Below are 14,174 nucleotides of genomic sequence, written 5' to 3'. Positions count from 1 at the left end.
GCGGGTACCGGGCCATCCGCGGTACACATCCCCTCCCGGACCGTCGGGAGGGGAGCCGGGGGCCGGATCAGCCGGCGAGGCCGGGGGCCGGGATGCGGGACGGCTCCAGCCGGATCAGCACGCCCTTGGAGGTCGGGCAGTTGCTGATGTCGGCGACGCTGTCCAGCGGGACGAGGACGTTGGTCTCCGGGTAGTACGCGGCGGCGGAGCCGGGGCTCGTCGGGTAGGCGACGACCTTGAAGGACTCCGCGCGGCGCTCCTTGTCGGTCCACACGCTGACCAGGTCGACCATGTCGCCGTCCCGGAAGCCGAACTGCTCCAGGTCGGCCGGGTTGACCATGACGACGCGGCGGGCGTTGTGGATGCCCCGGTAGCGGTCGTTGGGCGCGTACCAGATGGTGTTCCACTGGTCGTGCGAGCGCAGCGTCTGGAGCAGCAGGTGGCCGGCGGGCACGTGCGGCATCTCGAACCGGCTGGCCCAGAACTCGGCCTTGCCGCTCGGGGTCGGGAACGTGTCGCTGTTGACCGGGCTCGGGAGGTTGAAGCCTCCGGGCTGCCGGATGCGCGCGTTGAAGTTCTCGAAGCCGGGCACGACGCGGGAGATCCGGTCACGGATCTTGTCGTTGTCGGCCTCGAAGCTCTTCCAGGGGATGCCGTACTTGTCGCCCAGGGTGGCGATCGCCAGGCGGCTGATGATGGCGACCTCGCTGAGCAGGTGCTTGGAGGCCGGGGGCAGCTTGCCGTGCGAGCGGTGGACGTCGCTCATCGAGTCCTCGACGGTGATCCACTGCTCGACGCCGTTCTGCATGTCCCGGTCGCTGCGGCCCAGGGTGGGCAGCAGCAGCGCGGTGTCACCGCAGACGGTGTGGGAGCGGTTCAGCTTGGTCGAGATGTGCGCGGTCAGCGAGCAGTTGCGCATGGCCTGCTCGGTGTACTCGCTGTCCGGGGTGGCGCGGACGAAGTTGCCGGCCACGCCGAGGAAGAACTTGGCCTTGCCCTCGTGCATCGCGCGGATGCCCTGCACGGCGTCGTAGCCGTGGTGGCGGGGCGGCTCGAAGCCGAACTCGCGGCCGAGCGCGTCCAGGAACTCGTCGGACATCTGCTCCCAGACGCCCATGGTGCGGTCGCCCTGCACGTTGGAGTGGCCGCGGACGGGGCAGACGCCGGCGCCGGGCTTGCCGATGTTGCCGCGCAGCATCAGGAAGTTGACGATCTCGCGGATGGTGGCGACACCGTGCTTCTGCTGGGTCACGCCCATCGCCCAGCAGACGATGGCGCTCTTGCTCTTCATGACCCGCTCGTGGATCTCCTTGATCTCGTCCAGGGTCATGCCCGTGGCGAGGAGGATGTCGTCCCAGGAGATCTTGCGGACGTTCTCGGCGAACTCCTCGAAACCGCGGGAGTTCTTCTTGATCCAGGCGTGGTCCAGCACGGTGCCGGGCGCGGCGTCCTCGGCGTCGAGCAGCAGCTTGTTGAGGCCCTGGAAGAGGGCCATGTCGCCGCCGGCGCGGATGTGCGCGAACTGGTCGGCGATCTGGGTGCCGTTGCCGAGGACACCGCGCGCCTTCTGCGGGTGCTTGAACCGCATCAGGCCGGCCTCGGGGAGGGTGTTGACCGCGACGACCTCGCCGCCGTTGCGCTTGGTCTCCTCCAGCGCGGCGAGCATGCGCGGGTGGTTGGTGCCGGGGTTCTGGCCGACCAGGAAGATCAGGTCGGAGTGGTGGATGTCGTCCAGCGAGACGCTGCCCTTGCCGATGCCGAGTGCGGCGCCGAGACCCCAGCCGGTGGACTCGTGGCACATGTTGGAGCAGTCGGGGAGGTTGTTGGTACCGAACGCCCGGGAGAAGAGCTGGAGGAGGAAGGCGGCCTCGTTGTTCAGGCGGCCCGAGACGTAGAACATCGCCTCGTCGGGCGAGGTGAGCTGCTTCAGCTCCTTCGCCAGGACCTCGAACGCCTTCTCCCAGGTGATGGGCTCGTAGTGGGTGGCGCCGGGCCACTTCACCATGGGCTCGGTGAGCCGGCCCTGCTGGTTGAGCCAGTAGTCGGACTTCGAGTCCAGCTCGGCGATCGAGTACTGCTGGAAGAAGTCACGGGTGACGCGGCGCGAGGTGGCCTCGTCGTTGATGTGCTTGGCGCCGTTCTCGCAGTACTCGTTGAAGTGCCGCTTCTTGTCCTCGGGCCAGGCGCAGCCGGGGCAGTCGATGCCGTCGACCTGGTTGATGTTCAGCAGCGTGAGCATGGTGCGCCGCGGGGACGTCTGGCTGAGCGAGTACTCCAGCGCGTGCGTCACGGCCGGGACACCCGTCGCCCACGTCTTGGGAGGCGTGACCGTCAGTTCGTCGATCGGGTCCTCGATGCTGCTGCTCATGGTGTGTCTGCCTCTTTCGTGAATACGAATCCCGCCGAACGGCATTTTCTTTGATTCCGCGAAGGAAAGTCAAAGAGGCCGTGTCGATCACGCGATAGGTACCGCTTATCTTTCGGTTCCGCTCGCCGTCCGAAGCATCGCACATTTCCCCGTACGGCGTTGACCAGGCATGATGAGGGCGACGCGGCCCCCGTCGAGGCGAGGATAACTACCGCCTATTACCCGATCGACCGCCCCTCTTTGACTCGGTCAGGAAATTGACGGACGCTGGCCGACGAACACCGAGCAAGAATTCACATTCAGGAGACCTGCCGTGTACTTGGCACTGGCCCCGGACACCATCGCGCGATGGCAGTTCGGGATGACCACCGTCTACCACTACCTGTTCGTGCCCCTCACCATCAGCCTGGTGGCGATCACGGCGGGCCTGGAGACGGCGTACGTCCGCACGGGGAAGACGAAGTACTTCCATGCCACCAAGTTCTGGGGCAAGCTCTTCCTGATCAACATCGCCATGGGTGTCGTCACCGGGCTGGTGCAGGAGTTCCAGTTCGGCATGAACTGGTCCGCCTACTCCCGCTTCGTGGGCGACGTCTTCGGCGCACCGCTCGCCATGGAGGCCCTGCTGGCCTTCTTCTTCGAGTCGACCTTCATCGGCCTGTGGATCTTCGGCTGGGACAAGCTGCCCAAGAAGATCCACTGCGCGTGCATCTGGATGGTCTCGATCGGCACGATCCTGTCGACGTACTTCATCCTCGCCGCCAACTCCTTCATGCAGAACCCGGTCGGCTACAGCCTGGACAAGGCGCACGGCAAGGCGCATCTGACCGACATCGGCGCGGTGCTCTTCCAGAAGCTCAACCTGGTGGTGGTCGCCCACACCCTGACGGCCGCCTTCCTCACCGGCGCCGCCTTCGTGATGGGCATCTCCGCCATCCACCTGTGGCGTGCCGCCCGGCTCCAGCGCAGGGGCCGGCCCACCGACCTCAAGCAGGTCGCGGCCATGCGCACGTCGCTGCGGCTCGGCCTGGTGCTGGCCGTCGTCTTCGGTCTGGGCACCGCGATCAGCGGTGACAAGCTCGGCGAGGTGATGTTCGAGCAGCAGCCGATGAAGATGGCCGCCGCCGAGGCGCTGTGGGACAAGGAGGCACCGGCCCCCTTCTCCGCCTTCTCCGTCCCGGACGTCGCCCACCAGCGCAACAGTGTCGACATCCAGGTCCCCGGCCTGCTCTCCTTCCTGGCGCACAAGGACTTCCACTCCGCGGTCCCCGGCATCAACGACACCGCCAAGGCGGAGGCGGCCGCGTACGGCGGCTCACCGGCCGAGTACATCCCGAACGTCCCCATGACGTACTGGGGTTTCCGGGCGATGATCCTGTTCGGCATGACCTCCTTCACCCTCGGCGCGGCCGGACTCTGGCTGACGCGGCGGAAGTTCTGGGTCGCCCCCGAGCACCGCACCGGCTCCTTCGACGTGCCCCGGCTGATGCTCACCAAGAACCGCGAACTGGGCGCGATGGCCAGCGGCTTGGCCTGGCGGGCCGGCATCCTCACCCTGGCCTTCCCGGTGATCGCCAACTCCTTCGGCTGGATCTTCACCGCGATGGGCCGTCAGCCCTGGGCCGTCACCGGTCTGCTGCGCACCGTGGACGCGGTCTCCCCGAACGTCTCGCTGACCGAGCAGCTCATCACGCTGATCGGCTTCAGCCTGCTGTACATCGCGCTCGCCGTGGTCGAACTCAAGCTGCTGGTGAAGTACGCGGGCGGCGGACCGGTCACCTCCGAGCGGCCACCGCTGAGGGACATCAAGCTCGGCGGCGACTCCACGCTCGAAGGCTCCCCGAGGGACGCCGACAAGCCGCTCGCCTTCGCCTACTGATCAGTTAGAGAGAGTCCGGAACCGTGCATCTCCATGACCTCTGGTTCTTCGTCATAGCCCTGCTGTGGGTCGGCTACTTCTTCCTGGAGGGCTTCGACTTCGGCGTGGGCATCCTGACCCGGGTGCTGGCCCGCGGGGAGACCGAGCGCCGCGTCCTGCTCAACACCATCGGCCCCGTCTGGGACGGCAACGAGGTCTGGCTGGTCACCGCGGCCGGCGCCACCTTCGCCGCCTTCCCCGACTGGTACGCCACGATGTTCAGCGGCTTCTACCTGCCGATGTTCGTCATCCTGCTCTGTCTGATCCTGCGCGGTGTGGCCTTCGAGTACCGGCACAAGCGCGACGGCGAGCGCTGGAAGCGCAACTGGGAGGCGATCGTCTTCGTCACCTCGCTGGTGCTGGCCTTCCTGTGGGGCGTGCTGTTCGCCGCGATGGTCCACGGCCTGCCGATCGGCGCCGACCACGAGTACCACGGCGGCCTCGCCGAACTGGTCCAGCCCTACGCGCTGCTGGGCGGCGTGACCACCACCGTGCTCTTCACCTTCCACGGCGCGGTGTTCGCCTCGCTGAAGACGGTCGGCAGCATCCGGCGCCGGGCGCGTCACCTGGCCCAGAACGCCGGTGTGCTCACCGTCCTGCTCCTGCTGGCATTCCTGACCTGGACCCAGCTCGACACCGGCAACATACGGAGCCTGATCGCGGAGGCCGTCGCCGTGCTCGCGGTGCTGGTGTCGCTGGGCTTCAACTTCGGCGCCCGCGAGGGACGGGCGTTCATCGCCTCCGGGCTGAGCGTGGTGGCGTCCACCGCGATGCTCTTCCTCGCCCTGTTCCCGCAGGTGATGCCGTCCAGCCTGAACGCGGCCTGGAGCCTGACCGCGACCAACGCGGCCGCCGGCTCGTACACGCTGGGGATCATCACCTGGGTCGCCGGGTTCGCCACCCCGCTGGTGCTGCTCTACCAGGGCTGGACCTACTGGGTGTTCCGCAAGCGGATCGGTGTGCAGCACATCCCGGTCACCGTCCACGCGCCGGTCCACCGCGTAGCGCCGTGAACACCCGACGCGCCATGACATGCCGCGCCCTGCGCCGCCTGACCCGTGCCCGCGCCGAGCGCGCGGGCCGGGGGGCGGCGGCCGACGGCGTGGCGATGTCCGGGGGCCGGGCCGCCGACCGTGATGATCATCGCAGTGGGTCCCGGCCGCGCCGGCGTCGCGGACGCGTCTCGCCGCGGCTCCGCCTGGTGGAGCCGGGCGGCGTCCCCGGCGCCGGGCGGCCGGTACGCACCGCACGCCCGTCCGGAGCACGCCACCGCCTCGCGGTGCGGGGAGACCGCACACCGTACGACCGCCGACCGGCAGCACAGGAAGAAGGCAGGCCCGTGTCCCGACCGCTCACCGACCAGCACAGCGACATCGCCGTCACCGGTACGCGTCGGCGTCCCGCCCCGGAGCCGCTCGTGGACCGCTTCGGCCGCGTCCACACCGACCTGCGCCTGTCCCTGACCGACCGCTGCAATCTGCGCTGCACCTACTGCATGCCCGCCGAGGGCCTGGCCTGGCTGCCCAAGGACGAGCTGCTCAGCGACGACGAGATCGTCCGCCTGGTCGGCATCGCCACCGGGCGGCTCGGCATCACCGAGGTCCGGCTGACCGGCGGTGAGCCCCTGGTGCGCCGGGGCCTGCCCGGTCTGATCGCCCGGCTGTCCGCGCTTCCAGTGGCGCCCGAGCTGTCCATCACGACCAACGGCATCGGGCTCGCCCGTACCGCCGTCGCGCTGCGCGAGGCCGGGCTCGGCCGGGTCAACGTCAGCCTCGACACCCTGCGCCCGGAGCGGTTCGCCGCCATCACCCGGCGCGACCGGCTCTCCGACGTGCTGGAGGGGCTGCGGGCGGCCCGCGCCGCCGGACTGGACCCGGTCAAGGTGAACGCGGTGCCGGTGCGCGGGGTGAACGACGACGAGATCGCGGACCTGACCGCGTTCGCCGTGGAGAACGGCTACCGGATGCGGTTCATCGAGTCGATGCCGCTGGACGCCCAGGGCGCCTGGGAGCGGGAGAAGATGGTCACCGCCGCCGAGATCCTGGACCGGATCGGCGAGCGCTTCACCCTCACCCCCGTACCCCGCGAGGACAACGCCCCGGCCGAGGAGTGGCGGATCGACGGCACGGACTCGTACGTGGGTGTCATCGCCAGCGTCACCCGGCCGTTCTGCGGCAACTGCGACCGGGTACGGCTCACCGCCGACGGGCAGTTGCGCAACTGCCTGTTCGCCACCAAGGAGTCCGACCTGCGCGCCCTGCTCCGCGCGGGCGCCGACGACGACGCGCTGGAGGCCGCCTGGCGCTCCTGCATCGCCGTCAAGGGCCCCGGCCACGCCATCAACAGCGAAGACTTCCGCCGTCCCGACCGGCCCATGTCGGCCATCGGCGGCTGAGAACCGTACCGACACCCCGTACCGACACCACGAGTGAGGACCGACGAAGTGAACCGGATGCACGAATGGATCGCGGCGGCCAAGGCCGAGCTGGGCATCGACCTCGATGTCGACATCGCCGGACTGCTGGACATGACGAAGGTGGTCGCGCACGAGGTGGCCCGCCCGGCCGCCCCGCTCACCTCCTTCCTGGTCGGCTACGCGGCCGGGCTCCAGGCCGGCGGCGCCGGTGCGGTGTCGGAGGCGAACCGCAAGGTGACCGAGCTGGCCGAGCAGTGGGCCGCCGAGCATGAGAACGGCGCGGCGGCGCTGTGACCGTCCTCCCGGCGCACCACCCGTCCTGGCAGCGGGCCCGCTCTCTGGCGCGGGCCGCCGCCGGGCGCGCGCTGCCCGGTGTGCCGCGCGCCCTTGAGGACGCGCTCGGCCATGCCCTGGCCGGGCCGCTGACGGCGCTGACCGATCTGCCGCCGTTCGCCACCTCCGCCATGGACGGCTGGGCCGTGTCCGGGCCGGGCCCCTGGCAGTTGGGGGAGCGGGGCGTGCTCGCCGGTCAGCGGCCGGAACCGCTCGCGGCCGGCACCGCCGTGCCGATCGCCACCGGCGCGCCGCTGCCGCCGGGGGCGAGCGCCGTGCTGCGCCGCGAGCACGGCGAGGTGGAGCGGTCCACGAGCCTGCTCCACCTCGCCGCCACCGCCCCCGGCCCGCTGCCCGAGGGCCACGACGTGCGCCCGCGCGGGCAGGAGTGCGCGAGCGGCGAGCCGCTGCTCGGGGCCGGGACCACTGTCACCCCGTCCGTACTGGGCCTGGCGGCGGCGAGCGGCTACGACCGGCTGGTGGTGCACCGGCGGCCCAGCGTGGAGCTGTTCGTCCTGGGCGACGAGCTGCTGGACGCCGGGGTGCCGCGCGGCGGCCGGGTCCGCGACGCGCTCGGCCCGCTGCTGCCGTCCTGGCTGCGCGGTCTGGGCGCCGAGGTGATCGGCCGGCACCGGGTGGCGGACCGGCTGGAGGAGCTGCGGGAGGCGGTGTCCCACTCCCCCGCCGACGTCGTGATCACCACCGGCAGCACGGCGGCCGGGCCCGTGGACTTCCTGCACGAGACGCTGCGGCTGATCCACGCCCCGCTGGTGGTCGACTCCGTCTCGGTACGGCCGGGCCACCCGATGCTGCTGGCCGGGCTGCCCGCCACGGCGGACGGCCGCGCCCGCCACCTGGTGGGACTGCCGGGCAACCCGCTGGCCGCCGTGGCCGGTACGGCCACCCTGGCCGCGCCCCTGCTGCGCGCCCTCGGCGGCCACACCGACCCGGAGCCGCGCAGCGCCGTGACGGCCGAGGCGCTCCCCGGCCACCCCCGCGACACCCGGCTGTTGCCGGTGCGCACGGCGGGCACCGGTGTGGCGCCGCTGCCGTACGACGGCCCGGCGATGCTGCGGGGGCTGGCCCTGGCCGACGCGCTGGCCGTGGTCCCGCCCGGCGGCGCCGGGACCGGGGACGCGGTGGAGCTGCTGCCGCTGCCCACCGGCTGACCCACCCCCGACCACCTCAGAAACGACCCACCCGAGAAGGCGAAGGACATGGAGACGAAGACGGCATCCACGGGCACCATCCGCTACTGGGCCGCGGCCAAGGGCGCGGCCGGCACGGCGGAGGAGTCCTACCGGGCGGGAACCCTCGCCCAGGCCCTGGAGCAGGCCCGCTCCCGCCACGCGGACGAGCCGCGCTTCGCGCAGGTGCTGGAGGTCTGCTCCTTCCTGGTGGACGGCGACCCGGTCGGCGTCCGCGACCACCACTCGGTCACCCTGCGGGACGGTGCCACGGTCGAGGTGCTCCCGCCCTTCGCCGGCGGCTGACCGGCCCCGCGTCCGCCCACCCTCACGTTCCCCCGCTCCCGGAAACCGGATCACGCCATGTCGCTCCCCACCCTGCTCCCCTCCCCCATCCGCCTGCTCGGCCTGCGCGACACCCCGCTCTCCCTCGACGAGGTGTACGGCGCGGTCGGTGACGACGCGGCGGGCGGCACCGCGCTGTTCGTCGGCACGGTCCGCGACCACGACGGCGGCAAGTCAGTGTCGTCCCTCGAGTACAGCGCGCACCCCTCCGCCGAGGCCGAGCTGCGCCGGGTGGCCGAGGAGATCGCGGCCGAGTTCCCGGTGCGCGCGCTGGCCGCCGTGCACCGTACGGGTCTGCTGGCGATCGGGGACGTCGCGGTGATCACCGCGGTCTCCTGCCCGCACCGGGCCGAGGCGTTCACGGCGTGCCGGAAGCTGATCGACACCCTCAAGCACGAGGTGCCGGTCTGGAAGCGGCAGATCTTCACGGACGGCGCCACGGAATGGGTCGGCGCCTGCTGATCAGCCGGTGACGACGCCCGCGACCAGGTTGATGGTGGTGGCCAGCACGCTGATGCCGAACAGGTACGACAGCAGACAGTGCCGCAGCACCACCGCCCGGATCAGCGGGTGGGAGACGCTGGTGTCGGAGACCTGGTAGGTCATGCCGAGGTTGTAGCTGAAGTAGAAGAAGTCCGGATAGGCGGGCTTCGTATCGGAGTTGAAGTCGATGCCGCCCTGCGCCGGGCCGTAGTACAGGTAGGCGTAGCGGGCCGTGTACATCAGGTGCAGCGCGGCCCAGGCCATCAGGACGCCGAGCAGCGCGATGGCCGCGGCGGCCCCGGTGTCGGCGCCGGAGCGGTGGGCGACCAGCATCAGCACGATGCCGCCGAGCCCGCACAGCGAGACGCCGACCACCACCAGTTCGTCCACGGCGGGCCGGAAGTCCTCGCGGCGGGCGTCGGCACGGGTGGTCTCGGCGTCCATGGGCCACAGCACGATCCAGCCGGTGACCACGAAGACGGTGCCGACGGCGGCGATGCCGGACAGGATGGCCAGCGGCGCCGGATTGCCGGTCAGGCCGACAGCAAGGCCGACGATCGCTCCGACGGCGAGGCAGCCGCCGAGCCTGGGAACCGCGGACAACGGCAGCCACATGCTCATACGGCCATACCCTAGCCGTGTCCGCCGCTTCCGGCCCGGCAGATGACATCCCCCGCCCATGGCCCCCACAAGTCGATCAGGACTGCGGCGGGGCCAGGTGGTATACACCGAACATGCCCCCTTCGCACCGTTCTTCCCCCGCCGGCAGTGGCGGCGGGCGCCGGTGGGACACCTCCGGCCTCGGGCATGTGCTGTTCCCGCGCGGGGTACTGGCCCTCCAGCGGGTGGACGGCGCGCTGCTGTTCGCGGTGCGCGCGGCCCTGGCCATGGCACTCGCGGGCCTGCCGGTGGTGCTGGCAGGACGGCCCGACCTCGCGGTGTACGGGATGCTCGGCGCGTTCACCACCACGTTCGGCCGGAATCTGCCCTACCGCCGCCGGGCATGGGTGCTGGCGTGGGTGGCGCTCGCCATGACGGCCTGTGTGGGTCTCGGTTCGGCGCTGGCGTCGGTGGCGCATCCCTGGTCCAGTGTGGCCGGGGCGGCGGTGGTGGTCGCGGCGACGGCGCTGGTGGCGGGCGTGTGCAAGTACGTGTGCGATGCGACCGGGCTCGGCGGGCTGGGCGCGATCCTGCTGCTGTTCTCCTTCGCGGTGGCCGCCAACGCCACGACCGCGCCGGGCCAGGTGCTTCCCCGTACGGGCATGGCCGCGGCGGGCTCGCTGATGGCGTGGGCGCTGGCGCTGCTGGGCCGTCTGGTCCATCCCGACCGGCCGCAGCGCCTGTCGGTGGCCGCCGCGCTGCGTCAGCTCGCCGAGCTGCTGGACGCCGCGCGCGGCGGGGTGGGCCGCTCCCGGCACCGGGCGACGGCCGCGGTGCTCCAGGCGTACGACTCGCTGGGGCTTGCGCCGCCGACCACCTCCAAGCGGCCGGGTGAGGACAACACCTGTGTCCGGCTGACCGATCTGGCCTGGTCGCTGCTGATCGACTCCACCCGTGGCACGCCGGAGGACCCGTCGGAGCTGGCCCGGCTGCTGCGGGCCCAGGCGGGCATGCTGGCCGACCGGCACCAGCGGTATCCGCAGGTGCTGGCCGACCTGGCCGCGTACTCCTCGCTGCCCCGGGAGCCGGGCCGCCGCTTCTCGCCGCGGGCGCCGGTACCGGACGATCCGGGGGCGCGGCGGGCCTGGGTGCTGGTGCGGGGGCGGCCCGGCGGGCGCAAGCCGGTGTCGGTGCTGCTGGTGCCGGCGCTGCGGATGGTGCTGGGCACGCTGGCGGCGGGCGGTGCCGCGCTGGCGCTCGGTCTGGGGCACGGCTACTGGGCGGCGATCTCGGCGGCGGCCGTGCTGCACTCGGTGAACGTCCGCACCACGGTCCAGCGGGCCGTGCAGCGCACCCTGGGCACGGCGCTCGGGCTGATGATCGCTCTCGGGGTGCTGGCCGGGCATCCGGCGCCGGTGCTGCTGGCATTGGTGATCGTGGCGCTGGAGTTCCTGATGGAGTACATGGTCGTGCGCAACTACGGCCTGGGCGTGGTCTTCCTGACCCCGCTGGCGCTGCTGCTGAGCGATCTGGCCGACCCGGAGTCGCCGGAGGAGCTGGTCGTGGACCGGGGGCTCGGCTCGCTGCTCGGCATCGTCATCGGGCTGGTGTGCGCGCTGCTGGTGGTGCACGACCGGGCGGCGGTACGGGTGGAGCGGGCGCTGGCGCAGTGCACCGAGGCGACCGAGCGCGCCGAGCGGGCGCTGGCCTTCCGGTCCCGGCCGCCGCATCCGGTGATCCCGGTCCATCTCGCCGTCAGCGTGGTCGAGTTGCGCGAGGCGGACGACGCGGCGGCGGGCGAGCTGCTGTCGGCGGGCATCGACCCGGCGGCCCTGGCCGCGGCCGAACAGCGCGCGTATCTGCTGCTCGCGCGGCTTCTCCACCATTGATCCTGGCGGCAGTTCGATGTGCCGTAGCCGACGACTTTCGCAACTCCTCTGTGATTAGGTGGGGTTCCCGTGAGGGACAGACAGAGGAGGCTGATGCGCATATGTCAGTGCCACCTATGGGTGCGTTCGGGTCTTTCGGATCATCGGACCCGTTTTCCGACCTACTGAATCGTTTCTTCGGTATGTCCACGGCGTCCTCGCCACCGGCGGTGCAGCGCGTACCGGTCGGCCGGCTGCTGACCGACTCCGCCCGTGAACTCATCGCGCGCGCCTCGCAGCGCGCCGCCGAGGACGGCAGCGAGGACCTCGACACCGAGCATCTGCTGTGGGCGGCCACCCAGGTCGAACCGTCCCGCACGCTGCTCGCCCGCTCCGGGACCGACCCGGACAACCTGGCCAAGGAGCTGGAGGCGGCCCTGCCCTCGGGCAGCGGCACCCCCTCGGCCGAGCCGGGTCTGACCCCGGCCGCCAAGCGCGTGCTGATCGGCGCGCACGCCCGCTCGCAGGCGACCGGCGCCTCGTACATCGGGCCGGAGCACATCCTCCAGGCGCTGCTCGACCCGGGCAACGACCAGGCCGCCTCGGTGGCCCGGAATCTGGGCGTGGACACCGACAAGGTGGCCCGCGACGCCGGTTCAGCCGCGAAGGCGGAGGGCCGCCAGGAGCCGAGCAGCACGCCCACGCTGGACGAGTACGGGCGGGATCTGACCGCCGACGCCCGCGCCGGGAAGCTCGACCCGGTGGTGGGGCGCGGCGAGGAGATCGAGCAGACCATCGAGATCCTGTCCCGCCGGTCCAAGAACAACCCGGTGCTCATAGGCGAGCCCGGTGTCGGCAAGACCGCCATCGTGGAGGGCCTGGCCCAGCGGATCATCTCCGGCGACGTACCGCGCACGCTGGAGGGCCGCCGGGTCGTCGAGCTGGACCTCGCCGGTCTGGTGGCCGGGGCCAAGTACCGGGGCGAGTTCGAGGAGCGGCTGAAGAAGGTCATCGACGAGGTGACGTCCGCCTCCCAGGACGTGATCCTCTTCATCGACGAGCTGCACACGGTCGTCGGCGCCGGTTCCGGCGGCGAGGGCTCGATGGACGCCGGGAACATCCTCAAGCCCGCGCTGGCCCGCGGCGAGCTGCATGTCGTCGGCGCCACCACCCTGGACGAGTACCGCAAGTACGTGGAGAAGGACTCCGCGCTGGAGCGCCGGTTCCAGCCGGTGAAGGTGCCCGAGCCCACCGTCGAGGAGACCGTCCAGATCCTGGAGGGGCTGCGCGACGCCTACGAGGCGCACCACCAGGTCCGGTTCAGCGACGCGGCGCTGGTCGCGGCGGCCGAGCTGTCGGACCGGTACATCGCGGACCGGTTCCTGCCCGACAAGGCGATCGACCTGCTGGACCAGGCCGGCGCCCGGGTGCGGCTGCGCTCGCGCGGCAAGTCCAAGGAGGTGCAGGACCGCGAGGACACCCTCGCCCGGCTGAACCGGGAGAAGGACGAGGCGGTCGCCACCGAGGAGTTCGACCGTGCCAAGGAACTGAAGCACAAGATCTCCGAGATCGAGACCGAACTCGCGCAGATCGAGGAGCGCCGCGAGGGCGTGGTCGCGGTCACCGAGAACGACATCGCGGAGATCGTGTCCCGCCGCACCGGCATCCCGGTGGCGCAGTTGACGGAGAGCGAGAAGGAGCGCCTGCTCAAGCTGGAGGACGCGCTGCACGACCGCGTGGTCGGCCAGGACGAGGCGGTCCTCGCCATCGCCCAGGCGGTGCGCCGCAACCGGGCGGGCATGGGCGACCCGGACCGCCCGGTGGGTTCCTTCCTGTTCCTCGGTCCGACGGGTGTCGGCAAGACGGAGCTGGCGAAGGCGCTCGCGGAGCTGCTCTTCGGTGACGAGGACCGGCTGATCCGGTTCGACATGAGCGAGTTCCAGGAGAAGCACACGGTCTCCCGTCTGGTCGGCTCCCCGCCCGGCTACGTCGGCTACGACGAGGCCGGCCAGCTCACCGAGAAGGTGCGCCGCCAGCCGTACAGCGTCGTGCTGTTCGACGAGGTGGAGAAGGCGCACCCGGACGTCTTCCACACGCTGCTCCAGGTGCTGGACGACGGCCGGCTGACCGACTCGCAGGGCCGTACCGTGGACTTCCGCAACACGGTGGTCATCCTGACGAGCAACATCGGCTCGCAGTTGATCCTCGCCCACCAGGGCAAGGTGGACGAGATCCGGGGCGAACTGGAGTCGGTGCTCCAGGGGCACTTCCCGCCGGAGTTCCTCAACCGGATCGACGAGACGATCGTCTTCCACGCGCTCAGCGAGACGAACCTCGGTCGCATCATCGACCTGCTGCTGGATCGCAGCGCCCGGCGGGTGCGGGCGCAGGGCATCGGCCTGGAGGTCACCGAGGCGGCGAAGAAGCTGCTGGTGGCACACGGCTACAAGCCGGAGTTCGGCGCGCGTCCGCTGCGCCGCACGATCCAGACCGAGCTGGACAACCGGATCGCGGAACTGGTCCTGTCCGGCGGCGTCGAGAAGGGCGACACGATCGTCGCCGACGTGCGGGACGACTCGCTGCACCTGAGCGTCCGTCACCCGGAGCCGGAGGAGGCGCCGTCCGCCGAGTGACACCGCGCGGCTGACGGGGCGGT

The 14,174-nt window shown here is 71.2% G+C and carries 11 protein-coding genes; 9 read left to right on the top strand and 2 right to left on the bottom strand.

Translation table 11 applies throughout. The features are described from left to right. Nucleotides 1–67: 67 nt before the first annotated feature. Nucleotides 68–2,368 (bottom strand): FdhF/YdeP family oxidoreductase, encoded by a 2,301-nt coding sequence (locus tag ACZ3HQ_RS08200; RefSeq protein WP_467508882.1) that lies wholly within the window; start codon nt 2,366–2,368, stop codon nt 68–70. Between the two features lie 313 nt (nt 2,369–2,681). Between ACZ3HQ_RS08200 and ACZ3HQ_RS08195 the strand changes: the two genes are divergently transcribed. From ACZ3HQ_RS08195 to ACZ3HQ_RS08165, 7 genes are all read left to right on the top strand, one after another. Then, the gene (locus tag ACZ3HQ_RS08195; protein ID WP_467508881.1) at nt 2,682–4,247 is read left to right on the top strand and encodes a cytochrome ubiquinol oxidase subunit I; all 1,566 of its coding nucleotides are present in this window, start codon (nt 2,682–2,684) and stop codon (nt 4,245–4,247) included. Between the two features lie 23 nt (nt 4,248–4,270). Beyond that, a complete protein-coding gene (cydB, locus tag ACZ3HQ_RS08190) occupies nt 4,271–5,299 on the top strand; it encodes a cytochrome d ubiquinol oxidase subunit II (RefSeq protein ID WP_467508880.1) in 1,029 nt (342 codons plus the stop codon). A 359-nt stretch (nt 5,300–5,658) separates the two neighbouring features. After that, on the top strand, nt 5,659–6,681 hold the full coding sequence (gene moaA / locus ACZ3HQ_RS08185) for a GTP 3',8-cyclase MoaA (RefSeq protein WP_467509065.1): 1,023 nt from the start codon (nt 5,659–5,661) through the stop codon (nt 6,679–6,681). A gap of 33 nt (nt 6,682–6,714) precedes the next feature. Further along, nucleotides 6,715–6,996: a DUF6457 domain-containing protein gene (locus ACZ3HQ_RS08180; protein ID WP_467508879.1), complete on the top strand. Its 282-nt coding sequence runs from the start codon at nt 6,715–6,717 to the stop codon at nt 6,994–6,996. Continuing rightward, a complete protein-coding gene (locus ACZ3HQ_RS08175) occupies nt 6,993–8,204 on the top strand; it encodes a molybdopterin molybdotransferase MoeA (RefSeq protein ID WP_467508878.1) in 1,212 nt (403 codons plus the stop codon). The genes ACZ3HQ_RS08180 and ACZ3HQ_RS08175 overlap by 4 nt, the downstream gene beginning before the upstream one ends. A gap of 48 nt (nt 8,205–8,252) precedes the next feature. Further along, a complete protein-coding gene (locus ACZ3HQ_RS08170; protein ID WP_467508877.1) occupies nt 8,253–8,528 on the top strand; it encodes a MoaD/ThiS family protein in 276 nt (91 codons plus the stop codon). 57 nt (nt 8,529–8,585) lie between these two features. Continuing rightward, on the top strand, nt 8,586–9,029 hold the full coding sequence (locus ACZ3HQ_RS08165; RefSeq protein ID WP_467508876.1) for a molybdenum cofactor biosynthesis protein MoaE: 444 nt from the start codon (nt 8,586–8,588) through the stop codon (nt 9,027–9,029). Here the strand turns inward: ACZ3HQ_RS08165 and ACZ3HQ_RS08160 are convergent, their stop codons facing one another. Continuing rightward, nucleotides 9,030–9,671, bottom strand: a complete 642-nt coding sequence (locus ACZ3HQ_RS08160; protein ID WP_467508875.1) for a DUF1345 domain-containing protein — start codon at nt 9,669–9,671, stop codon at nt 9,030–9,032. It abuts the gene before it with no gap. Nucleotides 9,672–9,784: 113 nt separating this feature from the next. On the opposite strand from ACZ3HQ_RS08160, the gene ACZ3HQ_RS08155 reads away from it, so the two are divergent. Next, nucleotides 9,785–11,539: an FUSC family protein gene (locus ACZ3HQ_RS08155; protein WP_467508874.1), complete on the top strand. Its 1,755-nt coding sequence runs from the start codon at nt 9,785–9,787 to the stop codon at nt 11,537–11,539. 101 nt (nt 11,540–11,640) lie between these two features. Beyond that, complete coding sequence (locus ACZ3HQ_RS08150; RefSeq protein ID WP_467508873.1) at nt 11,641–14,151, top strand: ATP-dependent Clp protease ATP-binding subunit; 2,511 nt, start codon at nt 11,641–11,643, stop codon at nt 14,149–14,151. Nucleotides 14,152–14,174 lie beyond the last annotated feature (23 nt).

The sequence above is a fragment of the Streptomyces sp. NPDC018263 genome (assembly GCF_055562575.1).
The sequence above is the reverse complement of the archived record's forward strand: the minus strand, read 5'-3'. Positions and strand labels throughout refer to the sequence as shown.

What these genes read in the sequence shown, in the direction of transcription:
- ACZ3HQ_RS08170 (WP_467508877.1), top strand. Translation starts at nt 8,253, where the DNA reads ATGGAGACGAAGACGGCATCCACGGGCACCATCCGCTACTGGGCCGCG.
- ACZ3HQ_RS08160 (WP_467508875.1), bottom strand. Translation starts at nt 9,671, where the DNA reads ATGAGCATGTGGCTGCCGTTGTCCGCGGTTCCCAGGCTCGGCGGCTGC.
- ACZ3HQ_RS08150 (WP_467508873.1), top strand. Translation starts at nt 11,641, where the DNA reads ATGTCAGTGCCACCTATGGGTGCGTTCGGGTCTTTCGGATCATCGGAC.
- ACZ3HQ_RS08200 (WP_467508882.1), bottom strand. Translation starts at nt 2,368, where the DNA reads ATGAGCAGCAGCATCGAGGACCCGATCGACGAACTGACGGTCACGCCT.
- ACZ3HQ_RS08155 (WP_467508874.1), top strand. Translation starts at nt 9,785, where the DNA reads ATGCCCCCTTCGCACCGTTCTTCCCCCGCCGGCAGTGGCGGCGGGCGC.
- ACZ3HQ_RS08165 (WP_467508876.1), top strand. Translation starts at nt 8,586, where the DNA reads ATGTCGCTCCCCACCCTGCTCCCCTCCCCCATCCGCCTGCTCGGCCTG.